This is a genomic window from Paraclostridium sordellii (assembly GCF_000953675.1).
Classification (GTDB): Bacteria; Bacillota; Clostridia; order Peptostreptococcales; family Peptostreptococcaceae; genus Paraclostridium; species Paraclostridium sordellii.
Window position 1 is genome coordinate 2,076,403 of record NZ_LN679998.1, and the last position, 24,615, is coordinate 2,101,017.

Below are 24,615 nucleotides of genomic sequence, written 5' to 3' on the forward strand. Positions count from 1 at the left end.
AAAAAACCTGTTGCAAAAACCTTTTCCTTCGCACTATAATTCAAATCAAGAGCTAGATAAATATTTAATTAACAATATTTATTTTTTAGGGGGGGATTTTATGTCGACAGGAATGTTGATGGGATTAGGAGCTTGTGTAATTTTAGCTAGTGTTTCTACATTTTTAGGCAATCTTCAACATATAGTTGGTGCTCCTATGATAGGTTTGTTTCTAGGTGCTTTACTTGGAAATATAAAACCTGCTAAGGGAGACTATAAAAAAGGAACTACATATGCAGCAAAAAAACTTTTAAAGTTTGGTATTATTTTAGCTGGTGCTACACTTAACTTTAATGCAATAATTCAAACTGGTGGAAATGCACTTCCACTAATTATTACAAATATATGTATATCATTCTTAACTGCCTTATTAGTTGGTAAAGCTCTAGGAGTGTCTATTAATACAAGAAGATTGGTCGGCTCTGGTACTGCTATATGTGGAGGTACTGCTATAGCTACTGTTAGTCCAATAATAAATGCAAATGATGATGAAATGGCTTATGCTTTAACAGCAATATTTTTATTTGATGTTTTTGCAGCTCTAGCATTTCCATTTATAGCTAATAGCTTAAACTTAACTCCAGATCAATTTGGTTTACTTGCTGGTACTGCTATAAGCGATACTTCTAGTGTGGTTGCCGCTGGTGATACTTTTGCAAAACTTGTAGGTGTATCTTCAGCTTCTGAATTACCAGTTATAGTTAAACTTACTAGAACTACTTTCTTGGTTGTAGTAGCTATTGTATTTACGATAGTTGTTGTAAATGAAAAAAGAAAAGAAGCTCAACTTGTAAGTGCACACGCTTTAGGCAATTCATCTAATGAGCCTAAAAAATCTTTTGGAAAAATAATTATGGATGTATTTCCTTGGTTTATATTAGGATTTTTAGGTATGGCTATCCTAAATACATTTGGAGTTTTTCCTGAATCAACATCTCCATTTTTCAAAAAAGGTTATAAATTCTTGGTAACTACTGCTTTGGTAGGTGTTGGTTATAAAATAAATATAAAAGATTTATTTACAAAAGGTGCAAAGCCTATGATTTTAGGTGGTATAACTTGGTGTTCTGTTGCAATAGTCGCTATTGGATATGTGCTTATATTAATGTAAATTTTTAATATATTTTTTAAGGGATGACAAAAGTCATCCCTATCTTAATTTATTTTCTAAAGTTAACTGTTCTAACATTATCTTGATTATTTTTATTTATATTTTTAGATAAAGTTCCTTCTTTTAATCCAAGTAATTCTTCTACATCTTTTGGATATATACTAAGACCATAGTTAGCTAAATTATTCATAAATAAACCTTCATTCATAATTTTACTTTCAATTAGCATATCAAATGATTTTTTAAGTAACATTGGATTAGTAGATTTTATATTGTCATCTAATGGCTCTTTTTTAGACCATCCTTTTTTATCCATCTCATTCATTAAATACATATACTTTTTATAACTTACTTTACCTAATTGATATCCTCTAAGAATCATAGCCCAAACAGGAACTATCCATTTTTTCTTTAATTCTATATAATCTTCTAATTCATGTACTCCTTCTAAATCAGCTAAAAAACTTTCTCTTGGCATTAAGAAAGCACATGCAAATTCATCTTTAGAAAACTTTTTAGATTGTATATTAGTTTCTGTTGATACTATATATGCTAATTCATATGCCAAATCATAGTTTCTTATAGGTGCTGATTTTCTATCATTTCCTAAAGAAATAAAGTATCTTGATTCTTTATCTATACTTTGTTTTTGACTAAATGCTAGCGCTCCCTTTTTGTCAATATTCGTCGCCGATATAAAAATTCCATTTATTTCAAGTAAAGAAACCATATTTCCTATTGGTCCATCTCCTAGGTTAAAATAATTTCTTACCTTTTCTGCCAAATCTTCAATATCATCATTTTTATTTAAATTGTTAGGTAAATTCATTTCAGGAAAGCTTATATATCCTTGTATGAATTTAATTAATCTATGAGTCATTACTAATTTTTCTTTAAAGGCTATGTCATCTACTCTAGGTAATGTAGATTCGGTTCTAATATGTGTATTTTCAACTACTACATTATTATCATCACTTTGACTAAAGTAATCTTTTGGAAAATTTAAAGCATTAGCTAATTTCATTTCATTTTCTAATGTTGGTTTATATTTATCACTTTCAAAAGCCAGTATATCCTTCTTATTTATTTTTGTTTCATTTGCTAAAACATCTATAGTTTTGCCTCTATAAACCCTAGCATTTTTTAGTTTTTTTCCGTTAAAAATCTTTTTACTCATATTTTCTACCTTTCTTTTACTTCAGTAAGTCTAATATTTCATCATTTGATAAACTCTTAAGTGTTGCTGAATCTGACAATTCATTACTTATTATATCATCTATTAGCTTTATTTTCTCTTCTTGAAGCTTAATTATCTTTTCTTCTATTGTTCCTTTTGCTATTAACTTAATAACTTCTACAACTTGTTTTTGCCCAAGTCTGTGAGCTCTATCACTAGCCTGATTTTCAACTGATATGTTCCACCATGGATCAAAGTGAATAACAGTATTTGCTGAAGTTAAGTTAAGCCCTGTACCTCCAGCTTTTAGTGATATTAAAAACACTTTTTTGTTATTATTTTCATTAAATTCATTTACTAATTTAATTCTGTCCTTAGCTGTAGTTTGTCCATCTAAATAATTATATTCTATTTTTTCTTTATCTAACTTAGATGCTATATTTTGCAATACACTTGTAAATTGTGAAAATACTAATACTTTATCATTATTTTCAATTCCATCTTTTAATAACTCTATACAAGCATTGATTTTTGAACTTTTCCCTTTATAATCAGTTACGATTATACTTGGATCTAAGCATAATTGTCTAAGTTTAGTTAAATAAGATAATACTGTTATTTTATCATTACTTTCATATTTATCTTGAAGTTTTCTTTGAATTTCGTCTACATAAGTTTTATATATTTTTCTTTGTTCTTTACTTAACTCAACAAGAAACTTTTTTTCTATTTTATCTGGTAGTTCTTTTATAACTTGTTTTTTAGTTCTTCTTAATATAAAAGGTTTTATAAGTTTCTTTAATCTTTTAATATTATTTTCATCTCTTATAAAGATAGCATTGAATTTAGTCACATTGTATAAATATCCTGGCATTATAAAATCAAAAATCGACCAAAGTTCTAATAAGTTATTTTCTATAGGAGTTCCCGTAAGTGCAAATTTACACTTTGATTTAATGCCTTTAACTGAATCCGTTGTTATAGAAGTTGGATTTTTAATATTTTGAGCTTCATCAATAACCATATAGTCAAAGTTTATCTCTTCGTATTTATTAAAATCATTTCTTAATGACCCGTAAGTAGTTAATATTACATCAAAATTTTCAACTTTGTCAATTATTAATTCTCTTTCTTTTTTACTACCATGTGCTATACCTATTTTTAAACTAGGTGCAAATTTTTCAAACTCACTTTTCCAATTATGTATAAGAGATGTAGGAGTTACAACAATACTTTTACTGTTATTTTTTGATAATAAAAAAGTTATCGTTTGAAGAGTTTTACCTAACCCCATCTCATCAGCTAATATACCACCAAAACCACAATAATCTAGAGTTTTAAACCAATTAAATCCTTCTTGTTGATAATCCCTAAGATTAGCTTTTAAATTTTTTGGAATTTCATAGTTTAAACTATCTATATTATTGAATTTATCTAATATTTTTTTAGTATTTTCTATTCCTTCTATATATGGGATCTTATTTTCAGTTAAAAGTTCATTTATGTACATAGCTTTACTTTGATGAATTTGCATCTCTTTTATACTACTTGTAAAACCTAATGTTTCCATAAGTTTAAATATCTCTTTAGTTTCATCTTCTTCTAAATTAATAAAATTTCCATTTTTTAATTTATAAAATCTTTTATTAGCCTTAAATGCTTTTAATATCTCTTTGTACTCTATTTTATCTACTTCTTCTATTTTAAACTTAAATTCTAAATAATGATTTATTTCTTCACCTAAGCCTACTTTTATGTTTGATGCATTATATACTTTTTTTTCTTTAAATTTATCTGAATAATAAACTTCACCAATATTTTTAAGCCTATTAATCTCTTTACTCAAAAAGTCATATAATTGATTATCTCCTCCTCTAAACACATACTTATCTTTATCTTTCTCAAAATAATTTGTATATAGTCTGTATATAGCGTCTTCTTCTTTTTCAACATCTCTAATTACAAATTTACCTTCATCTTCACCTTCATAGTATAGTTTCACATCACAAACTATCTTAGAATCTTCTAAATCAAAGTAATATTTTACAATTAAATCTTTTATTATATTGTTTATTATACTTTCATCTATATTTACATTACTTGATATATCTTTGATTTTAGGTATTAAATTTGTTAAGCATTCACTTATTTCTTCTTTTTCAAACTCTATACTCTTATATTCATTTAAAATCTCATACAGTTTTTTATAGTAAACTCCATTTATATCTGACAGTATATATATGTTTTCCTTATAAAAAACTACATCCCCTTTATTTGATAATGGTATAGGTAGGTCTTCTTTATTTGATATAATTATTTTATTTTCTTCTTTTCTTATATCTAAATTTAAAGGAATATCTCCTTCTATAATTTGTGGTTTATATGTTTTTCTATCAAAATTAAAAGTAAATTCCTTGTATATTAAACACTTCATAAGTCTTCTAAGTAAGCTAGAGTTAAGAATCATATATCTATTTTTTCTAGCATTTATATTATCAACTAAACTTAGTCCATAATCTTCTATAAACTTAGCTAATTTTTCATCATCTTCAAAATAGCTACTTTTAGGATCGTATATAAAATTTCTTCCATAAACTATACTTTTTCCTTCTACTCTAGAATTAGCAAATTGTCTAAAGTCTTTAATTGTATACATTTTGTAATTACCAATTTTAAATTCAACTTCTAATGTATCATTTAAATAACTGGTTATATCTACTTCTAAATTAACTTTTTCTTTTGGAATTGGCTTAAAATAATTCAATAAATCTTTATTTATAAAACTAGTATTAAATTTTGGTTTAGTTTTTTCTTTTACATCTAAAGTTTTTAGTTTTAGATTATCTATGATACTAGATTTTAATTCATCAATACCTTTTAAAGTAATTGCTGCTATATGTTTACATATAAATTCATTGTCTAATGTGGTATTTTTATTAAAATCTTCACAAGTACATCCACAACTTATAATATTCTTATTATCAATATCTATAATTAAAAAGCTATCATAAACTTCTCTTTGGTATTTTGATGCTATATTTCCATAAAAGCTAATTTTTCCATCTTCCTTAAAATAACTACTTTCTTCTATGTATCCTTGTTTATAATAGTCCTTTGCCCTATCTAATCTATATTTATCTGTATTTTTTAATAATACTTCATTTGCTATTTTAAAATCCATCTACTCACCTAATTTCTTTTAAATCGTAACCTTTATTATATATTTTTTAATAAAAATAATAAAGGCTATAGTCTAATATTTTTAAACTATAGCCTTTATTTTCATAATTTAATTTTATTCATGTTTTGACCTTTACAGTCAATGTATCCATTTATAATATTTTTAACTGTACTACCAACTATAAACATAACCACTATATTTACCATTTATTATAAGTAAAACTTACTAAAAAATAAACTATACTGACCTTTATATATAAGCATTTTTAAATTTATCTAATTATTATCATTTCATGTCCATAAATTTTATCAACTTTAAACTTAATTTTATTATCTTCTTTTATAAAATCTATATTTTCCTCATTGTTGTATTTTCTAATACTACTTATATCAAAATTATCTATTTCTAAATTAAATTCAATGTTAAATAAAGGTATTATGTCTTCTATTGTGTAAATATCTTGAGATTTTTTTTCTGTTATATAGTGAAGTATATGTAAAATATATCCTTCTTTATCTAAATCTTTTTGAATTGTAGTTAGTATCGTGGATGGACCATTATGACTTACAAGCTTATTTCCTATAAGTAAATTAATTGCATCTTTTATAATCTCTTTACACCACTTAGCTCCATTTTTTCTATATATATTAAATATGGGATGTGCAAAATATAATTTATCGTTGTATATTGTAGCTGCTGGATTCCCTATTTCTTTACTTGATGGTGAATGTTGATGTGAACAAAACTTATTATCTTCTCCTCTATTGAAATAAGGCTTTATTGTATTTAATACAATTGAAGATTTACAAGTACTTATATCAATTTTTCCTAAGTACATAACAAATTCTTCTTTAGGTAGATTTTTACCTATTATGTCATTTGGTATTATAAAATCACGATCATATTTAGATTTTCCTAATCTTTTATTTCCAAAGAAATCTATTTCTTCATCTAAATCTAAACTATCATATGTTCCAATTACTTTTCCACCATTTTTAACATAATCTTCTAACTTTTCTTTTAATTTATAACTTCCTTTTATTTCATCTGGTATTATAATTAATTTATATCTGTTAAAATCAATGTTCATATCAATTATATCAAACTGATACGACAATTCTTGAAGCATTCTAACAGCACCTATTAGGGCTTGTGATGTTTTATTTGTATTGTTAAAGGCTTCTGGTGTTAGTACTCCTATCTCAGATATAACCTCTATATTTGATAAATATTGTTCTTTTTCTTTTACTGATTTATATACTTTTCCTATTAAGTCATAAGCAGGTTTTGATAGTTCTCCGCTTGGATGAAGTTGGTCTCCTATTGAACATTTACATCCTTGAGCTAACATATTAAAACATTCAAATTCTAATGCAGCTTTATTTTTCAAGGAATGAAAGTCGCCCCAATAAGTGTGAAATTTACCTGTCATACCTAAAATTTCTTTTCCTAAAAGCCTTGAAAATCTTACAGTTGTAGGAAAATGATCGTATCCCCATCCTCCACTTGGAAGTGATTCTAATTCTAAATGGGTAAATGAATCTAATGAATCCCAAAATTTAGGTCCTATATGAGAACTATTATAAAAAATTGTTGCATCTTCTACTTTAGATTTTATCAAATGTGTTATTTCATTTCTAAATTCATTTAACATTTGATTTGAGTAAGCCATTCTTTCTTCTTTAATATTAATATCTATATTTAAACTTTTCATTTTTTCTTTACAATAATCGCAACAGCAATCTACTGCAAATAAAATATCCATAAAAAATCCATCTATATTTTTTTCTCCAAGGGATTCAATTATATCAATTATGTGTTTCTTAAAATACTCTCTATATGGTGAATTTAAGCATATTGTATCATAAAAATGTGGTTTTTCTACATTTTGAGTGCATATAACGTCTCCATTAACATCTCTACTTAACCATTGAGGAAATCTACTACTTATATATCCATCCCATTGAACAGTTGTATATATGGGTACTTTTATATCTAATTTATGGCATGCTTTTATTTGTTCTATCAATAAGTTTTTGTTTTTTAAATTTGGATGAATCATTTCTGAATTGTTTTTAGATGGATAGTATAACCATCCATGGTGACATCTAGCAAAGCATGTTATAGAATTTACACATGATTCATTAAGAATCTGTGCAAATTTATCACTATCAAAACTTTCTCCTACATTATTTATATATTCACTAGTATGAAAATCTAAATGAACTTGTCTAAAATTTAATTTATCCATATTCTCCCCCTATTAGTAATAGTTTAAAAAAATAATTTTATTAATAATAATTCTATTTTTTTATAAATATACCTACTAAATATTTAATAATTATTAAATAAAAAAGGTAGCTTTTTAGCTACCTTTTTTATTAATTAGTTATTTGTTTAGTTAATGCACCTTGTCTTTTTGCTGAAACTTTTTTATCTACAGTTTGACTTTCTTCGAATTCAGATTGAAATTGGGAATTTCTTTGAGAATGATTTACCATAGCATGAAAAGACTGTGCTTCATTTTTATATTCATCATATTTTTTAGACTTTTTCATTTAATCATCCTTTCTTAATTAATTAAGATTAGGTTGTGATTTTTAAAGAATTTTAATCTGTATAAAATTTACCTTATTAGTTTAATTTAAGCTAATAAAAAATTTTAATATAGAAAGAATTAATATTATAGTGCTAATTCTTTATTTTCTAAGATTTCTTTCTTTATAGTTTTGATAACTCCACATTCTTCATTTGTATATTTAGTTTCAAAATTTGCTACTTCTTTAACATCTTCATGTCCATTTTTCATTGCATAACTATAATATGCACTTTTCATCATTTCTATATCATTTAAATGATCTCCAAAAACCATAGTTTCATCATATTTTATATCAAACATATCTTGAACTTTTTTTATTGCTATGCCTTTATTAGTTCCAAAACTTGATATATCCAACCAAAATTTTCCAGAAGGAGTCATCGTAATTTCCTTTATATCTTTATTTTTAAAGATATGGTAACTATTACTTTCAGCATCAATCATATCAAACATATTAACTTTAAATATTCCATCTTCTACATCAAGTAATGAATCAACTTTTATAACGGGAACATTCATTGGGAAGTGTATATTAAGTAACTCTAAAGCCTTGTCATCTTCTAGATATAATCCTTTTGTTCCACATAACATAGGGTATGCATCTTTAATCCCTCTACCTATATCAACTAATTTTTCTATGGCATCCTTTTCCAAAAATTTAGAGTATATGCACTCATCTTTGTAAAATATACCTGTTCCATTTTCACATATAAACATTAATTCATCTTTATAATCTTCAAATTTATATGATATATCTAAGTAATTCCTTCCTGTCGCTATTGCAAACATTATATTGTTTTCTTTTAATTTTTCTATAGTTTCTTTAAAATCACTTGGTATTTTGTGATTACTATTTAATAATGTCCCATCCATATCTGTCGCTATCAATTTAACCATGATGCCCTCCTATTTATCTAAACATTTTTATAAAAACAAAACCTATAAATAAAGCTACAATTAGAGATGTTATAGCTCTATGATTTCTTTTTAACTTATATTCATTATAAGCTATAGTAAATTGCTGAAGTATTAATCCTACTAAAATCATTTTTGTTATAAATTCGCCTTCAACTATTTTTAATATAGCTAAAAATGCACATATTACTATACATACACATAGTCTTATATTGAGTTGTTTTAGATTTTCATTATAATACAATTTTTACTCCTCCTAAACCTTCACTCATATACTATTATACATAATAAACTTTAAAACTAAAAGATGTATACAATATTATAAATTATGTATTGTTATATTGCTGATATTTAAATAAAGTTATAAAATATAAAAATGAATACTTATGAAAGAGGAATTTTTATGGATGAACAATTTTATGAAAAATTATTGAATATAGACACCACAGGTGAAAAGCTTTGGGATGAGAGTATAACTCATTATCACCCCTATCAAGCAACTTCATATATAGCACTAGACATATTATTTAAACAATATTTAATGGAGAAAACTGATAATGTTGTTGACTTTGGCTGTGGTAAAGGCCGTCTTATATTTTATCTTAATAGTTTTTTTAAATGTAGTGTTACAGGGATTGAAATGGATGAAAATTACTATAAACAATGTTTAATTAATAAAGAAAATTATCTAGAAAAACACAAAAGGCTATGTAGCCAAATAGATTTTAAGTGTATTTTAGGAGAAAATTATCTAATAAAAAATTCTGAGAATAAATTTTACTTTTTTAATCCATTTTCAGTTAATATTTTTACAAAAATTGTAAATAATATCTTGGATTCTTATGATGAAAATCCTAGAATTATTGATTTAATTTTATATTATCCTTCTGAAGATTATATATATTTCCTTGAAAATAATACAGCTTTTTTACTTTATGAAGAAGTGCAATTGCCAGGATTATATGAAAAAGACTCCTGTGAAAGATTTTTAATTTATAGACTTTATGTATAAAAAAAGTTGGGAATATACCCAACTTTTTTACTTTCCACTTTTTCTTTTTCTTATTATAAATATAGCTAGTATAATTACTACTATTATTGATATTATTGATACTATTAAAATATTTGTTACATTAGGGATTTTAGCTGATGCCTGAATATTTTCTAAGTTTCCTAAACTAAAATCCCAATTGTAAGTATATACACCATCTTTATCTGAAGTAGTTGTAGCATTAGAACTTATAAGTTTAATAGGTGTATTTAAATGAAAATTCAAATCAAAATTCGAACCAAAAAGACTTAAAATTCCCATTTCTTCACTACTAAGATTTTTTTTCATATAATCTTTTAATTTTATATTTACGTCATATATAGTATAAAAGAACTTATTTTGAGTATTAATATCTACAATATCTGCATATTTACTCATATCTTTATTGTTTTTCAAGTCTAAATTAGTTATATTACCTAAATTTTTTGTTATTCTATATCCAGTTTTACCTTCATCTGTTATTTTTTCAACACTGTCATAACTTTGTTTTAAATCATCTTCATTAATTCCTTTCATTAATGTATCATTACTTAATATTTGTGCTGTTAAACTTGCATTTCCTTTTTTGTCTACATCTAATGTTATATCTGAATTTACACAACCAGCTAAAATTGTAGTTGTTATAATCATAGTTATTAAAACAATAAATTTTCTCATACGATGTCCTCCAAGTTTTTATTTATAGTAATATATTATCACATTTTTTGGAAAAATATTTATTTACTTAGATTTTCTTTGTTATGTATATATTGCTGATATACTTTTATGTATAATATATATTATTATATTTACAAGAAAGGAAACTAATATGTGTACAATAAAACAATTTAACGATTTGACATTAGAAGAGTTGTATGAGATTGCAAAATCAAGATATGAAATTTTTGCTTGTGAACAAAAAATCTTTACTGAAAATGACTTTGATGATATAGATAAGAATTGTTATCATGCATTTATTAAAGATAAAAATTTAATAGTAGCTTACGCTAGAATAATCCCTAAGGAGTTTAGCCCTTATTGTAATTCTTCTATAGGTAGAGTACTTGTTTTAAAGTCATACAGAAAAAATCACTTAGCAAAAAAACTTATGAATTGTTCTATAGATTTTATAAAAAATGAGTTATGTGAATCTCATATAACAATATCTGCACAAGAATATATAAAAGGCCTTTATTCTTCACTTGGTTTTAAAGAAATCTCTAATGTATATGATGAATGTAATATTCCACATATCAAAATGAGATTAGATATTTAATTATATTTTGGTATGTTCTAAATTAAGATATGTTAAAAGGTAAGAACTAATTTGATTTTAAATCAGTACTTACCTTTTAAATAAATATTATTATAAATTTATTTGTTTCTATAAGTTTTGTTTTAATTTGGATTTTCATATCTCACCATTAATGCCAATTTTAAAAGAAACATATTTAGAATTTAGAAAAATTTTTCTATCACAATTTTAATTAAGTCTATAAAACTAGATAAAAGAATAACTTCTGCAATTAACAATTGAATGTTTAAATTACTTTTCTGTTTCTTTTTCTTATTAGGCATTCTTTCACACCCTTTTTTATATTAATATTCAATTAAAATTTCATTATTCCTTTTAAATATAAAAATAATAATAAAGAGCCTAGTTCCCTAAGCTCTTTTTACTTTAGATTATATTAAATTTAATATTCAAGTTATTTAATATAATTTCCAATGACTATCTCTATATCTGGTTCTCCTAAACCAAATCTTTTACTTTCTATATTTATAATTCTTGCATCTTTATCCTCAAGATCATTATCAATTTTTATTTCATTGCAAAATAATAGAAAACTTAAATTTTCAGAATTTACTAATTCTCTAATAGCATTTTTATCTTTCTCACTTACATTTGATTTTTTTGAAAAAGTTAACTTGATATCAATAGTCATAATAAAATCTCCTCCTATTTATTTTGATTTACAATTTATAACTTTCTACATAAATCAACAAATTCCTTCATTTTTAATTTATCAATTTCAAAAATAAAAAAATAAATTTTGATATTATTAAAGGATTTTGTATTGTTTTTATAGAAGTATCTTTATAAATTTTAATTTATAATTCACTGAGTTCTAGTTCTATGGATATTTTCCTAGAACTATTTTTTTAATCTAAATTCTTATTATATTTTTAAATTTGATTTAATTGCTCTTTAATCCATAGTAAGGTTTGGTCTCCGGCAGCTTTGGAAAAATAATAATCTTGTAAATATTGATTTTTATCAGATGAAGATTGTGAATTTAAAAAAAGATTTAAATAAGATAAAGACATACTATAGTAATTTAATGTATTTAATAATGCTAAAGATAAAGGATTTTTTTCTTCGTTTCCACTTTCTTTATCATGATACTCTGACAATTTAATTCTAAGGTTTCTTATCTGACTTTTTATAAAGGCTGCATCGTTTAGTAATTTATTTTTTTCTTTTTTTACAAGTTCACTATCAAGAGAGTTTGATCCTAATATATATATTTGATCTCCTATTTTAATTAATTCCTGTAGATAATCTTCTTCTACACTTTTACTTTTTATTAAATTTTTTTGAGCATATACTACATCTAAATTATTAAAACTAAATGTCATAAATGATGTGATTAATATTAGTATTAAACTAATTGATTTTTTCATTTATACAACTCCTTCAATAAATTTTTCTATTATATTTAAATTTATTATTCTCATATAATCACTTACTATATTCAAATTTAAATTAGGAAAATTTATACGATTAATATTATTAATAAAAAGATAAATAAGATATTGAAAATAGCAACATATATTTTAACTTTATGTAGAAGATTTAACTCTTTAAATCAATTATTTACTTTTTTAAAATTTTTATAAAAAATACATATCGTAGATAAAACTTATTTTTTAAGCATATATCTTCGATATGTATATATTTAATTATTTGTCTATTATTTTATTTATACTTGTATAAATTCAAATTTATCAACATCAAATAACCCTTTATCTGTAATTTTTATATGAGGTATTACAGGTAATGCTAAAAACGCTAATGTCATAAATGGTTCAATATCTTTACTTACACTTAATTTTTCATATGCAATTTCAAGCATCCCATCTAACTTTTCACTTACAAAGCTTATATCTTTATCACTCATTAAACCTGCTATTGGAAGACTTAGGCTATCTAAAATTTCATTATTTGAAGATATAGCTAATCCTCCTCCAATTCTTTTTATTTCATCTACTGCATTAATTATATCTTCGTCATTATCTCCAACAACTATTATATTATGAGAGTCATGAGCCACAGTTGATGCTATAGCCCCATTCTTAAGTTTAAAGTTTTCAACTAGTCCAATACCTATGCTCTTTTTATTTGTATGTCTTTCAATTACTACAAGCTTTAATATATCAATATTTTTATTAAATTCAAATTTTCCATCTTTTGTATCTACATTCCTAACTAATTTCTCTGTAATTAAGTTATGAGGAAGTAACCCAATTACATTAGCTTTATTATCTTTTATATTGATTTCTAAATCCTCTTTTGTAATTTTTCCTATTTGAACAGTATTTGTAACACTTGAACTATCTGATTTTGTTAAATCAAATAGGAATTTTTTATTCTCTCCTACTAGTTTTCCATCTTTAAATACCTTTAAAACATTAAAGTCTTGTAAATTATCTACAACGACTATATCGGCTTTATATCCTGGTGCTATTGCTCCTATAGTTTTTAAATTGTAACAATTTGCTACATTTATAGTAGCCATCTGTATAGCCATTATAGGATCAATTCCATATTTTATAGCCATTCTTATATTATTATCTATATGTCCATTGTTTAATATATCTTGTGGATGTTTATCATCTGTACAGAATAAACATCTTTGATAATTAAAGTTATTTACACCCTTTATTAAAGCTTCTAAATTTCTTGCTGCTGAACCTTCCCTTATCATTATATACATTCCAAGTCTTATTTTTTCAATCATCTCTTCAACTGTAAAACATTCATGATCTGTAGTTATTCCACTTGTAACATATGCATTTAATCCTTCATTATTTATATTTGGAACATGTCCATCTATATATTTGTTATATTTCTTTGCTAAATCTAGTTTATCAACAACTACTTTATCTTTATTTACTACCCCTGGATAGTTCATCATTTCTCCAAGCCCTAAAACTTTATCATGATTAATATATTTTTCTAATTCCTTAGCCTCAAGTTTTGCCCCTGAGTTTTCAAAATCAGTTGCTGGTACACAAGACGGTAACATTAAATATATCTCTAAAGGAGTTTTTTCACTTTCTTGTAATATATATTCAACTCCCGCTAATCCACATACGTTGGCAATTTCATGAGGATCTGTTATTATTGTTGTAGTCCCTCTTGGAACTATAGCCTTTGAAAATTCAACAGGCGAAACCATAGATGATTCTATATGAACATGAGGATCAATAAAACCTGGTGTTATATATTTTCCATCTAAATCTATAGTGTCTATGCCTTCATAATTTCCTATTCCAACTATAGTTCCGCTTTCTATAGCTACATCCCCTTTTATAATTTCATGAGAAAAAACATTTACTATATTAGCATTTTTCAAAACCAACTCTGCTTTTTTTCTCTTCATACTAGTGTCTATTAAATTCATATTAAACCTCCCAAAATGTAATATTGATAAATATTTTATATATATAATCCGAATAAATTATTCTAATAATACACTTTTTAAATTTAATTGTCTATACTTATTTTTATCATTTAATGAATTTTTAGAAAATTCTAATCAAAATAAAAGCTACTAAAAATGTATTAGTTAGTACTTTCTAATACTTTTAGTAGCTTTTTAATATTTATTTTAAAATGTTTAAAAAATCAATTATGGTTTGTTCCATATAACTTCCTTTTCTATAAAGTTTTTTTACTTTTATTTTTTCAACTTGATTGTCTCCATTTTCTACGATTTTTACAATACTTGGGAATTCTATAAAAGATCCTATTTTTTCAAAATTGCTGTTTAAATATATAAACATCGGTATTTTAATTCTTCCATCATCACTATGTTTTTTCATAAATTCCTCATTACCTTCTCTTGGTTGAAGCCTTAATTTTATATTTGGATTCAATGTAGTTAAGTATTTCATAACAACTAAGTTTATCTGACAATCTGGACACCATAATTCTGAAAATCCTAGTATATTTATCTCTTTATCTATTGATTTTACTTTATCTATAATTTCTTTAGATATCTCCATATTTTTTTCATAGTCATTAGCTTTTTCTTGGTATTTTAAATCTGATTGATAAAATTCTTGTTCAAATTCATATCCACTTTCAAATAGCTTTTTTAACACTATAAACTTCCCCCTAAAATAAAATTGTTTCATATATATAATATATGAAACAATTTTATTTTAATTTATAAATTTTCATTAAAACCTTTAATACTTTCTATATCTTTTGAACTATGAGAATCTGAACCTAAAACAAACTTTATATTATATTTTTTTATTAATTTAAGTAAATACCCATTTATATAGGACTCTTTACAATAAGGTTTTCTTAAACCTGAAATATTAAAGTCAACTTCATAGTTTTTTTCTTTTAAAAGTTTAACAACTTCTTCTAAATTCTTATTATTTGAATAATCAAATGGAAATTTTTGATTATACTTTCTAACCAAGTTTAAATGTCCTATTCTAGTTGGTTTGTATTTTCCCAAATTGCTATTTATAGCTAATTTCAAAGTTTGATAATATTTATTATATACATTTTCTATATTCCCAAGTAAATTAATAACTTTCTCAAATTCCTCAACACTAAAATCTATACAGTAATATTCATCATTAATTTTTAACATATGTACGGATAAAATAGAATCATCTAAGTATTTCCCATATTTATCTAACTTTTCTTTTACCTCTTTTTCATATCCTTCTATAAAATCTACTTCTATTCCTATATTTATCTTTATCTTATCTTTGTATTTTTCTTTTAAAAATATCAACTCATCAAAATAGTCCATTATAAAATTTTCATCCATACCACTATCCTGTTTTGGTGATGGATCTTTAAAATTGCTTGGTAGAGGTAAGTGTTCTGTAAATGTTATTTCACTTAAACCTAATTGTATAGCTTTATTTATATATTCCTCAAAAGAATCTGTACTTCCATGAGGACAATAAGGTGAATGTATATGTCCGTCTCTCATATATGCCTCCTTTTTATACTCTAATTTGTTTTATCCTTAATTTATATTATAACTTTCATAGTTTAATTTGTATTAAAGTTTATAAATAAAAGCTTTTATTTTTTAACATTTTGTCTATGTTTTGAATACTATGCAATAAGGGAATTTTTTTCTCTAAAAATATATATTTTAGGTGATTAGATGTCATGTAAATCCGAAACTATCAAAACTGAATTGCCTATACCTTACCCCTTATATCAATCAGAACAAGGAAGGTATTTTATAGGTCAAACACCTCAATTAAATGCTAATAGCTCAACAGCTTTAATTGCACTAGTAAATCCAAGATGTTCATATGTAAATTTATATATAAATGCTATAACAGTCACAAATCTTTTACAAGATAATTTTTCAGCTGAATTTTATGTTCATTCAAATCAAACCTTAAATACAACTAGCTACTTAATTAGCTGTACTAATCTAAGTATAGTTCCTACTCCACATAATAAAGGCATAATACAATATCAGTCTGGATATGATTTACAAATTTATAATGGTGTACCTATATTTACTAGAATTATTCCTCAAACTTCAACATTAGTTATAGATGGTGGACAAATAATTATTCCTCCTGGACAATCACTACTTGTTTTTCTGGAAGGTATTTCTTCTGTATCATCTAGTTTAAATAATAAAAGTTTTATAGTTGCTTTTGGTTGGTGGGAAGAACAAATTTGTACAAACTATAAGTTATAGTATAAATTTATTTATATAAATTTTTTACTTTTAGGGTGTGTATAATTAATTATACATACTCTTTTACTATATATTTAAATTTTTTTATAATAAAACTTTTTAATTATATAATAATGGTATATAAATATAATATGTTTATTAAATATAGACTAAAAAAATACTTTAGGAGATGGTTTTATGAAAGAAACTCTATATTTTAATGGAGATATATTAACATTAGAAAAAGATTTATATGCTAAAGCAATTTTAGTTAGAGATGGTAAAATATATAAGGTTGGAAATAAAGAAGATATTTTAAGAGTTGCTGATACTAATGTAGAAATTATAGATTTACAAGGTAAAACTTTAATGCCTTCATTTATAGATGCTCATAGTCATTTTTTTGCATACTCTCAAACATTCCTTCAGCCATCTTTAGAAAATGCTACTAATTTTAATGACATAATTAAAATTATTCAAAACTTTATTATAGAAAATAATATACCTAGAGGTAAATGGATTACAGCAGCTAATTACGATCATAATAATCTAGATGAAAAAATAAGCCCTACAAAAGAAATACTTGATAAAGCTGCTCCAAATAATCCATTGGTAATAAAACATCAATCTGGTCATAGTGGTGTTTTAAATTCCCTTGGGTTAAAAGATTTGAATATAACCAGTGAAACTCAAAATCCCGAGGGAGGAATTATATATAAAAAAAATAATAAACCTACAGGATACCTTGAAGAAAATGCTTTCATACAATATGTCCAAAAAATACCTATGCCATCCTTTGATGAAATAATATGGTCAATTAAAAAGGCTCAAGAAAAATATAAATCTTTTGGTATAACTACTATGCAAGAAGGGATGATTGTTCCCTTAATGAGTAATATTTTAAATTACATAAAAGAAACTAAAATGCTAGAACTAGATTATATTGGATATATAGATGTACAGCAGTCAGATAGTTTATTAAAAGATTTTGATGATTGTATAAAAAACTACGTTAACCGTTTTAAAATAGGAGGATATAAAGTATTTTTAGATGGTTCACCTCAAAGTCGTACTGCTTATATGCTAAATCCTTATAAAAATTCAACTGACGGTTATAGGGGTTATCCTATTCATAGTGATGAAAACTTAGAAAAATATATAGAGCTATCTCTAAAAAATAACCTACAATTATTAGCACACTGTAATGGAGATGCAGCCAGTTATCAATATATAACTCAATATAAAAATGCAAAGAAAAACTGTAATTTAAATAATGATATTAGACCTGTTATAGTTCATGCTCAACTTCTCCCAACTGAGCAATTAGATGATGTTCATGATTTAGGTATGATTCCTTCATTTTTTATTGCTCATGTTTATCACTGGGGTGACATTCATATTAAAAACTTTGGATTTGAACGAGCAAGTAAAATAAGTTTAGCTAATTCAGCCTTAAAAAAGGAAATAAAATTTACGTTCCACCAAGATTCACCTGTAATAGAACCTGATATGCTAGAAACCATTTGGTGTGCAGTTAACAGAGTAACTAAAAATGGAGTTTTACTCGGTGAAGCTGAAAGAATATCTACTTTAGAAGCACTAAAAGCAGTCACTATAAATTCTGCTTATCAATACTTTGAAGAAGATATAAAAGGTAGTATCAAAGAAGGTAAACTAGCTGATTTAGTTATATTAGATAAAAATCCTTTAAAAGTCAATAAAATGGAAATCAGAAATATTAAGATATTGGAGACTATAAAAGAAGGTAATACAATATTTAGGGCATAAAAATAACCGGGGTATTGATCATCCCGGTTATTTTTATATCCTAAATATTTAATATCTATATCAATCTTTCCATCTTGGGTTATTTGTACAATGATGTCTGCAATCTTGACAATAATCAAAATCACATATTTTAGGGCAAATAATAAATAGCAACGAAAGATTAATAAAATTTTCCTCTATTTCATTAACACATATATGCTCTAGTCCAATAAACACATCATCAAGAATATTTTGACACTCATTATAGCAAATATCCTTAATCAGTACAAACTCGCAAAAAGGAACCTCCCAATGAGCAGAATGAAGCGAATGTTGACAATTATTTGCAGTATAAATTATCTTTATATTTTTTCTTCCTTTAACAAATACTTTTGGCCCTAATATTGTATTTAAAACAGTATACTCATCTACACATAATTTTGCATAGATTTCATTTATACATTCGATTTCTGGTTTCTCATCTGGTAAACATAATATAATATTGTTTAAACACTGCTTATAATATTTTTTACATTTCGAATTAGGATATTTATCTAGAGGTGTAATTCCTGTTATACATATATCTCCGAACATCTTCAACCTCCCCCTTAAATTTATGTCTTAATAATCTTATCTAATAAGTTTATTTATATAATATGCAAATTAAATATAATTTGTTATTGCATAAGGCTTTTAAATAAATATATTTAGTATTTTAAAGGCAATATCAACATTAAAATTATTTACATTACCGATTACTCAATACCTAATTAGGCCCTAATTATTATATTTTGTAACTACTAGCTATCATGTATTCAGAGCTTCAATATTTGCAAGAAAAGCTAAATTAAAAACTAATGGAGTTGGCTCCCCTACTGCATTTTACTTTTTACCTAGCGCTTTAATACGTGAATATATAGCTATACTAGTTCTTTATAAGTGGTTTAATATACTAGTTGTATTTTTATTTTCTATATTTGTAATGATTACTTTGATTCATTAAAAATAGGATACCTAAAATTTAGGTATCCTGTTTTTCAAATCATTTTAAATAAAATTATATGTCTCTATATATTTTTATTCCTAACAAATATTAAAATCCTATATATAGCCCTAATGTTAAGAATGTCATACCTGCTACTACTATTATCGCTAGTAATGGTGCAACAAATCTTACCCATTTATCCCAAGGAATTCTGGCAACTGCTAAAGCTCCCATTAATACTCCCGATGTTGGAGTTATCATATTTGTAAATCCTGTACCAAACTGATAAGCTGTTACTATTTCTTGAGTTGAAACTCCAACTAAATCTCCAAGCGGTGCTAATACTGGTATTGTAAGTGATGCTAGCCCTGAAGATGATGGTATTAAAAATGCTAATAAATTTTCTAAGAATAAAGTTAAATTTATAAATACAGCTTTTGGTAGTTCTCCTAAGAATCCTGCCGCTGAATTTAATATAGTATCTATTATATGACCCTCTTGGGCTATTATAACAATTCCACGTGCTAAAGCAATTGCAAGAGCTGCTGAAATTAAATCTTTTGATCCTCCTATAAAAGATGTAACTATCTCGTCTTGCTTTAATCCTCCAAGAATTCCTGATAATAATCCTATTATACAGAATATCATAGCAATTTCTGGAATATACCATCCTTTAACTATAACTCCATATACCATATACATCATTCCAACTACAAATACTACTAAAACTGATAATTCCTTCTTAGTAAATTTCTTTATTCCCGAACTATCCATTACAAAGTGTTCTCTATTTTTCTTATCTAATTCATAGACAATAGATTTCTTAGGATCTTTTTTAACTCTATTGGCATATAACATAACAAATGTTATGGATATAGCCATTAAAGCAACAAATATTAATGCTCTATACTCAATTCCAGACCCTGGAGCTATACCTGCAAGGGCTTGTGCAGTACCCACAGAGAATGGATTTATTGTGGATGCAGCAGTACCTGTCGCCGCTCCCATAAATACAACAGCTATTCCTGTTAAAGAATCATATCCTAAACTTGTCATAAGTGGTATAAATATCATATAAAATGGCAATGTTTCTTCACACATTCCAAATGTGGTTCCCCCAAGTCCAAATAAAATCATGGACATTGGAATAATTAAAAACTGTAATCCTCTCATTTTTGATACGGCATGCCCAATACCAGATTCTATAGCTCCAGTTTTGTTTACTATACCAAATGCTCCTCCAACTAATAATACAAATCCAACAACTTCAGCTGCATCTACAAACCCATGTATAGGTGCTGTAAATATATCATCTATCCCCTGAGGAGATGGTTTTACTTCTTGATACGTACCTGGTACTACAACACTCTTTCCATTAACGTCTTCTCTTGCAAACTCTCCACTTGGAACTATCCAGGTCAATCCAGCCATAACTACTATTAATGCAAATATTATTGTAAATGTGTGTGGTATATGAAACTTCTTTTTCTTTCCCATGCTCTATCTATCCCCCATGTATTTATACTATTTTAATAATTCATATACTGCTAATGAGTAAATTTTTGTTGCTTTCATTATATCTTCTATCTCTATATATTCATTAGCCTGGTGTTCTGTTTTAGGTTTTCCTGGGAAAACACATCCAAATGCAACACAGTTATCAAGTGCCCTTGCAAATGTAGCTCCTCCTGATGAAAGTGGAGTTGAATCAAGTCCTGTTTCTTCTTCAAAGACTTTTCTTAAATTTTTTACTAAAAAATTATCAGCAGGTACATATATAGAATCTAACCAATCATGTTCTCTATATTCTAAATTATATTCACTACATATCTTTTTTAAGTTACCTACTATATCTTCTTTTTTATATGTAACAGGTATTCTTATATCAATTCCTAAGTTTTCAACTTCATCATTAAGCTCTAACTTTCCTATATTAAATGTTAACTTTCCTGATACTTCATCCATACAATTTTTTAAAATATTATTAGCATTTGCATCTTGCCCTATAACCTTTGCTATAAATTCTATCGTATTTGATTTTTCACCTATATTATTAAGCGCTATACAAAGCCTTGCTATAGCATTTATTCCTGCATCTGATATAGCTGAATGTACACTCTTTCCTATTACACATACTTTATTATCTTCAAAAGTATATTCAAATCCCAACTTTTCAAGCTCTGACTTAAGCTTTTCTGCACTTTCACCACAATATTCAGCTCTGTCTGGAACAGAATTTAGCGCTCTACCACATTTTAATTTTATATTTGATAAATTTTCACAACTCAAATAAACTTGTAAGAGACCTTTTTCTGCATTTATCATAGGAAATTTAGAATCTGGTGTAAATCCATAATCAGGTATTTCTTCGCCATTCTCTTTATACTTTGCAATGTCTCTCCAAAGGTTTTCTTCATCTGTTCCAAATATAAACCTTATCCTTTTATTAAACTCTACACTTAAATCCATAAGAGCTTTTACTGCATATATACAGGCTATCGTTGGTCCTTTGTCATCTTGAGTTCCTCTTCCATAAAGTTTTCCATCTTCTATTACGCCTTCATAAGGTGGATGAACCCAACTTTCTAGTTTTCCTTCTGGAACTACATCTAAGTGACCTAATATTCCTATTAATTCTTCACCCTCTCCAATTTCTGCATATCCATAATACCCATCTTTATATACAGTCTTAAATCCTAAAGATTCACACAATTTCAATGTTTGTTTCAAACTTTTATCTACTTCTTTTCCAAATGGATACTCATTCGTTGTCTGACCTATTACACTAGGTATTTTTACACTATCTTGGATTGACTTTATTATATCCATCTCCAACTCAGCTACTCTTTGCTTAATTTTTGCTTTCATATAGAGCCCCCTTTATCATTACTTTAATGAAATTATAGCATAGTTTAGTAGAAATTATTACCTTCATTTTCTAATTTTTTTGAATTTTCTTGACATATTTTGTAGTTATATTCATTTTGTTATTTTGAGTTTATTAAATCTATAAAAACTATTTTTAAAATAAAAAACCATCAAGAATAATGTTATTCTCGATGGTTAACTATATAAAATCTTTTTGATTAAATATCTAATTCTTATATTCTTTTTTAATAATTATCTACACTAAAAATTTTTTACTCATAAATACCGTTTAACCTATATCTATTAATATTTAGATATTGTAGACTTAAAATATAAGAGTTTAATACCTTATTTTATCGATGTTTAAACTAACAAGGGTAAGGATTCTACAATTGAGCATATAGATGTGTATTTTATAATCTGGTAAATCCATATATTAATTATTTATGGTGTTATTGTTTATTTTCATACCCTTTTATTTTCTCTCTTATATAATCGCCTATATCTTCTCTAGGTATACCTAAAATTAATGAGAATTCATCATTAATTAAACCTTCAGCTGCTTTCATAAACCTATCATCTATTTGTCCAAGCTTCTTTCCACTATTCATAGCCTTAGCTTTTTTATCATAAATACCTGATAGTAAGGTTAATAAATCTGAGCATTCATGAGTCTGTAAGAGATTTTTATAATACATTTGTAATGATCTGGAATTCTTTTCATCACATTTATTCTCCTCTATATAAGGAATGCTTTTAATCAAATTTTGAACTTCTTCATAGGTAATAAGACTTCTCATAAATATATTTGTATCTACTGGTGTGAAAATTTTCCCATTTTCATATACTGGCTTAAGTGTATAATAAATTTTTTGTTTATCTATCCCTGGAATATTGAGTACACCTATATCTTCTACTTCACACACACCATCATTAGCATAAATAATATAATCTCCAATTTTATACATACTCTACATCTCCCATCTTCCTTTATATTCTATATACAAAAATAAAATCCAATGCATTCAATTGCCTTATATCTCTATTTTTAAATCATAAAAATTAATTTATATGTCATAGGTATAAAAAAAGACCCTCGTAAGGATCTTTAAAAACAATATATATATTATAATATAGTTATGTTTTCAGCTTGAGGACCTCTAGCACCTTTAACTACATTAAAGCTTACTCTTTGACCTTCTTCTAATGATTTGAATCCATCAGTTTGTATAGCTGAGAAATGAGCAAATACATCATCTCCACCTTCTACTGATATAAATCCAAAACCTTTTTCATTGTTAAACCATTTTACTGTTCCATTAGTCATGTTGACTTTCTCCTATAAACCGATCAAGATTATTCTTGATTTACTTTTGTATTTCTACAATATTTATTATAGCACAAATAATAGAATTTAGCTAGCTTTATTATTTCTTTTAAATATATATTTTATTCTTTACTATGCATATTATAAGTAATTTTTACACTTTTTGGATCATGTCTATCCCATCTTTCTTCAAATGTACGCTTATATCCAATTGTCTTTATCTTCCACTCACCATTAACTTTTTCATAGCTTTCACGATAGAATGCTCCCCCTCTAATTCCAATATTTCTATCTAATAATATTAAGTTATCTCCTAAATACCAATATGCAAAAGCTACAGTATCACTTTCAAACTCGATTTCAGGAGTATGGCATTGATGCATAGTTATATGTTCTGGTGGCATACAAGATCTAAAGAAATTTACAACTTCTTCTTTCCCTGTAAAAGAAAGTTTTCCGCCTGAGTAACTTGTAGTTACATCCTCACAAAAACATTCTCCTATTGTATCCCATAGTTTGGAATCTAAACAACGTAGGTATTTTCCCTTTAAGTTTTTTATAGATTCTATATCTTTAAGTCTTGTAATTTCCTTTTCCATTTCTATTAACCTTTGTTCTAGATTTTCAATCGTACTCATACTATCTCCCCCTTTT

At 25.8% G+C, this 24,615-nt stretch carries 23 protein-coding genes; 5 read left to right on the forward strand and 18 right to left on the reverse strand.

Annotated elements, in window-relative coordinates:
• The first annotated feature begins 100 nt into the window (after positions 1–100).
• Entirely contained in the window at positions 101–1,150 is a 1,050-nt protein-coding gene (locus tag ATCC9714_RS09950; RefSeq protein WP_057545169.1) for a YeiH family protein, read from the forward strand.
• 49 nt (positions 1,151–1,199) lie between these two features.
• Here the strand turns inward: ATCC9714_RS09950 and ATCC9714_RS09955 are convergent, their stop codons facing one another.
• The 6 genes from ATCC9714_RS09955 to ATCC9714_RS09980 form a co-directional block, all read right to left on the reverse strand.
• Positions 1,200–2,327, reverse strand: a complete 1,128-nt coding sequence (locus ATCC9714_RS09955; protein ID WP_057545170.1) for an XRE family transcriptional regulator — start codon at positions 2,325–2,327, stop codon at positions 1,200–1,202.
• A 16-nt stretch (positions 2,328–2,343) separates the two neighbouring features.
• Positions 2,344–5,508: a DEAD/DEAH box helicase gene (locus ATCC9714_RS09960; RefSeq protein WP_057545171.1), complete on the reverse strand. Its 3,165-nt coding sequence runs from the start codon at positions 5,506–5,508 to the stop codon at positions 2,344–2,346.
• A gap of 271 nt (positions 5,509–5,779) precedes the next feature.
• Entirely contained in the window at positions 5,780–7,759 is a 1,980-nt protein-coding gene (locus ATCC9714_RS09965; RefSeq protein ID WP_057545172.1) for an alpha-amylase family protein, read from the reverse strand.
• 130 nt (positions 7,760–7,889) lie between these two features.
• Positions 7,890–8,066: a hypothetical protein gene (locus ATCC9714_RS09970; RefSeq protein WP_021125586.1), complete on the reverse strand. Its 177-nt coding sequence runs from the start codon at positions 8,064–8,066 to the stop codon at positions 7,890–7,892.
• A gap of 125 nt (positions 8,067–8,191) precedes the next feature.
• Positions 8,192–9,004, reverse strand: coding sequence for an HAD family hydrolase (locus ATCC9714_RS09975; RefSeq protein ID WP_057545173.1), 813 nt, complete (start codon positions 9,002–9,004; stop codon positions 8,192–8,194).
• Positions 9,005–9,017: 13 nt separating this feature from the next.
• On the reverse strand, positions 9,018–9,266 hold the full coding sequence (locus tag ATCC9714_RS09980) for a hypothetical protein (RefSeq protein ID WP_021125589.1): 249 nt from the start codon (positions 9,264–9,266) through the stop codon (positions 9,018–9,020).
• A 159-nt stretch (positions 9,267–9,425) separates the two neighbouring features.
• Here ATCC9714_RS09980 and ATCC9714_RS09985 point away from each other — a divergent pair, with 159 nt between their 5' ends.
• Complete coding sequence (locus ATCC9714_RS09985) at positions 9,426–10,034, forward strand: class I SAM-dependent methyltransferase (protein ID WP_057545174.1); 609 nt, start codon at positions 9,426–9,428, stop codon at positions 10,032–10,034.
• A 27-nt stretch (positions 10,035–10,061) separates the two neighbouring features.
• On the opposite strand, the gene ATCC9714_RS09990 is transcribed toward ATCC9714_RS09985, so the two are convergent.
• Positions 10,062–10,730 (reverse strand): DUF3153 domain-containing protein, encoded by a 669-nt coding sequence (locus ATCC9714_RS09990; RefSeq protein WP_057545175.1) that lies wholly within the window; start codon positions 10,728–10,730, stop codon positions 10,062–10,064.
• Positions 10,731–10,881: 151 nt separating this feature from the next.
• Here ATCC9714_RS09990 and ATCC9714_RS09995 point away from each other — a divergent pair, with 151 nt between their 5' ends.
• Positions 10,882–11,328 carry a GNAT family N-acetyltransferase gene (locus tag ATCC9714_RS09995; RefSeq protein WP_021125595.1) on the forward strand — a complete coding sequence of 149 codons (447 nt, stop codon included), beginning with the start codon at positions 10,882–10,884 and terminating at the stop codon, positions 11,326–11,328.
• 433 nt (positions 11,329–11,761) lie between these two features.
• Here ATCC9714_RS09995 and ATCC9714_RS10000 read toward each other — a convergent pair whose 3' ends face one another.
• The 5 genes from ATCC9714_RS10000 to hisJ form a co-directional block, all read right to left on the reverse strand.
• Entirely contained in the window at positions 11,762–11,998 is a 237-nt protein-coding gene (locus tag ATCC9714_RS10000; RefSeq protein WP_021125596.1) for a hypothetical protein, read from the reverse strand.
• 241 nt (positions 11,999–12,239) lie between these two features.
• The gene (locus ATCC9714_RS10005) at positions 12,240–12,737 is read right to left on the reverse strand and encodes a hypothetical protein (protein ID WP_057545176.1); all 498 of its coding nucleotides are present in this window, start codon (positions 12,735–12,737) and stop codon (positions 12,240–12,242) included.
• Positions 12,738–13,036: 299 nt separating this feature from the next.
• A complete protein-coding gene (ade, locus tag ATCC9714_RS10010) occupies positions 13,037–14,740 on the reverse strand; it encodes an adenine deaminase (RefSeq protein ID WP_057545177.1) in 1,704 nt (567 codons plus the stop codon).
• A 202-nt stretch (positions 14,741–14,942) separates the two neighbouring features.
• On the reverse strand, positions 14,943–15,443 hold the full coding sequence (locus tag ATCC9714_RS10015; RefSeq protein ID WP_158012014.1) for a thioredoxin family protein: 501 nt from the start codon (positions 15,441–15,443) through the stop codon (positions 14,943–14,945).
• A 65-nt stretch (positions 15,444–15,508) separates the two neighbouring features.
• On the reverse strand, positions 15,509–16,300 hold the full coding sequence (hisJ, locus tag ATCC9714_RS10020) for a histidinol-phosphatase HisJ (RefSeq protein WP_057574253.1): 792 nt from the start codon (positions 16,298–16,300) through the stop codon (positions 15,509–15,511).
• A gap of 180 nt (positions 16,301–16,480) precedes the next feature.
• On the opposite strand from hisJ, the gene ATCC9714_RS10025 reads away from it, so the two are divergent.
• Both ATCC9714_RS10025 and ATCC9714_RS10030 read left to right on the forward strand, forming a co-directional pair.
• Positions 16,481–17,035, forward strand: a complete 555-nt coding sequence (locus ATCC9714_RS10025; RefSeq protein ID WP_057545179.1) for a DUF6143 family protein — start codon at positions 16,481–16,483, stop codon at positions 17,033–17,035.
• 177 nt (positions 17,036–17,212) lie between these two features.
• Positions 17,213–18,802 carry an amidohydrolase gene (locus ATCC9714_RS10030; protein WP_057545180.1) on the forward strand — a complete coding sequence of 530 codons (1,590 nt, stop codon included), beginning with the start codon at positions 17,213–17,215 and terminating at the stop codon, positions 18,800–18,802.
• Positions 18,803–18,862: 60 nt separating this feature from the next.
• Here ATCC9714_RS10030 and ATCC9714_RS10035 read toward each other — a convergent pair whose 3' ends face one another.
• The 6 genes from ATCC9714_RS10035 to ATCC9714_RS10060 all read right to left on the reverse strand — a co-directional run bounded on the left by ATCC9714_RS10035 (position 18,863) and on the right by ATCC9714_RS10060 (position 24,599).
• Positions 18,863–19,375 carry a DUF3794 domain-containing protein gene (locus tag ATCC9714_RS10035; RefSeq protein ID WP_021125606.1) on the reverse strand — a complete coding sequence of 171 codons (513 nt, stop codon included), beginning with the start codon at positions 19,373–19,375 and terminating at the stop codon, positions 18,863–18,865.
• A gap of 499 nt (positions 19,376–19,874) precedes the next feature.
• Positions 19,875–21,263, reverse strand: a complete 1,389-nt coding sequence (locus ATCC9714_RS10040; protein WP_057545182.1) for a YfcC family protein — start codon at positions 21,261–21,263, stop codon at positions 19,875–19,877.
• 27 nt (positions 21,264–21,290) lie between these two features.
• Positions 21,291–22,634, reverse strand: coding sequence for a M20 family metallopeptidase (locus ATCC9714_RS10045; RefSeq protein WP_057545183.1), 1,344 nt, complete (start codon positions 22,632–22,634; stop codon positions 21,291–21,293).
• A 452-nt stretch (positions 22,635–23,086) separates the two neighbouring features.
• On the reverse strand, positions 23,087–23,602 hold the full coding sequence (locus ATCC9714_RS10050) for a CarD family transcriptional regulator (protein WP_054630474.1): 516 nt from the start codon (positions 23,600–23,602) through the stop codon (positions 23,087–23,089).
• A gap of 158 nt (positions 23,603–23,760) precedes the next feature.
• On the reverse strand, positions 23,761–23,961 hold the full coding sequence (locus tag ATCC9714_RS10055) for a cold-shock protein (protein ID WP_021125612.1): 201 nt from the start codon (positions 23,959–23,961) through the stop codon (positions 23,761–23,763).
• 122 nt (positions 23,962–24,083) lie between these two features.
• Positions 24,084–24,599 carry a nuclear transport factor 2 family protein gene (locus ATCC9714_RS10060; protein ID WP_021125613.1) on the reverse strand — a complete coding sequence of 172 codons (516 nt, stop codon included), beginning with the start codon at positions 24,597–24,599 and terminating at the stop codon, positions 24,084–24,086.
• Positions 24,600–24,615 lie beyond the last annotated feature (16 nt).

Excerpts from the sequence above, each read along its gene's own strand:
- ATCC9714_RS09950 (WP_057545169.1), top strand. The coding sequence starts at position 101 with ATGTCGACAGGAATGTTGATGGGATTAGGAGCTTGTGTAATTTTAGCT.
- ATCC9714_RS09955 (WP_057545170.1), bottom strand. The coding sequence starts at position 2,327 with ATGAGTAAAAAGATTTTTAACGGAAAAAAACTAAAAAATGCTAGGGTT.
- ATCC9714_RS09960 (WP_057545171.1), bottom strand. The coding sequence starts at position 5,508 with ATGGATTTTAAAATAGCAAATGAAGTATTATTAAAAAATACAGATAAA.
- ATCC9714_RS09965 (WP_057545172.1), bottom strand. The coding sequence starts at position 7,759 with ATGGATAAATTAAATTTTAGACAAGTTCATTTAGATTTTCATACTAGT.
- ATCC9714_RS09970 (WP_021125586.1), bottom strand. The coding sequence starts at position 8,066 with ATGAAAAAGTCTAAAAAATATGATGAATATAAAAATGAAGCACAGTCT.
- ATCC9714_RS09975 (WP_057545173.1), bottom strand. The coding sequence starts at position 9,004 with ATGGTTAAATTGATAGCGACAGATATGGATGGGACATTATTAAATAGT.
- ATCC9714_RS09985 (WP_057545174.1), top strand. The coding sequence starts at position 9,426 with ATGGATGAACAATTTTATGAAAAATTATTGAATATAGACACCACAGGT.
- ATCC9714_RS09990 (WP_057545175.1), bottom strand. The coding sequence starts at position 10,730 with ATGAGAAAATTTATTGTTTTAATAACTATGATTATAACAACTACAATT.
- ATCC9714_RS09995 (WP_021125595.1), top strand. The coding sequence starts at position 10,882 with ATGTGTACAATAAAACAATTTAACGATTTGACATTAGAAGAGTTGTAT.
- ATCC9714_RS10000 (WP_021125596.1), bottom strand. The coding sequence starts at position 11,998 with ATGACTATTGATATCAAGTTAACTTTTTCAAAAAAATCAAATGTAAGT.
- ATCC9714_RS10005 (WP_057545176.1), bottom strand. The coding sequence starts at position 12,737 with ATGAAAAAATCAATTAGTTTAATACTAATATTAATCACATCATTTATG.
- ade (WP_057545177.1), bottom strand. The coding sequence starts at position 14,740 with ATGAATTTAATAGACACTAGTATGAAGAGAAAAAAAGCAGAGTTGGTT.
- hisJ (WP_057574253.1), bottom strand. The coding sequence starts at position 16,300 with ATGAGAGACGGACATATACATTCACCTTATTGTCCTCATGGAAGTACA.
- ATCC9714_RS10025 (WP_057545179.1), top strand. The coding sequence starts at position 16,481 with ATGTCATGTAAATCCGAAACTATCAAAACTGAATTGCCTATACCTTAC.
- ATCC9714_RS10030 (WP_057545180.1), top strand. The coding sequence starts at position 17,213 with ATGAAAGAAACTCTATATTTTAATGGAGATATATTAACATTAGAAAAA.
- ATCC9714_RS10035 (WP_021125606.1), bottom strand. The coding sequence starts at position 19,375 with ATGTTCGGAGATATATGTATAACAGGAATTACACCTCTAGATAAATAT.
- ATCC9714_RS10040 (WP_057545182.1), bottom strand. The coding sequence starts at position 21,263 with ATGGGAAAGAAAAAGAAGTTTCATATACCACACACATTTACAATAATA.
- ATCC9714_RS10045 (WP_057545183.1), bottom strand. The coding sequence starts at position 22,634 with ATGAAAGCAAAAATTAAGCAAAGAGTAGCTGAGTTGGAGATGGATATA.
- ATCC9714_RS10050 (WP_054630474.1), bottom strand. The coding sequence starts at position 23,602 with ATGTATAAAATTGGAGATTATATTATTTATGCTAATGATGGTGTGTGT.
- ATCC9714_RS10055 (WP_021125612.1), bottom strand. The coding sequence starts at position 23,961 with ATGACTAATGGAACAGTAAAATGGTTTAACAATGAAAAAGGTTTTGGA.
- ATCC9714_RS10060 (WP_021125613.1), bottom strand. The coding sequence starts at position 24,599 with ATGAGTACGATTGAAAATCTAGAACAAAGGTTAATAGAAATGGAAAAG.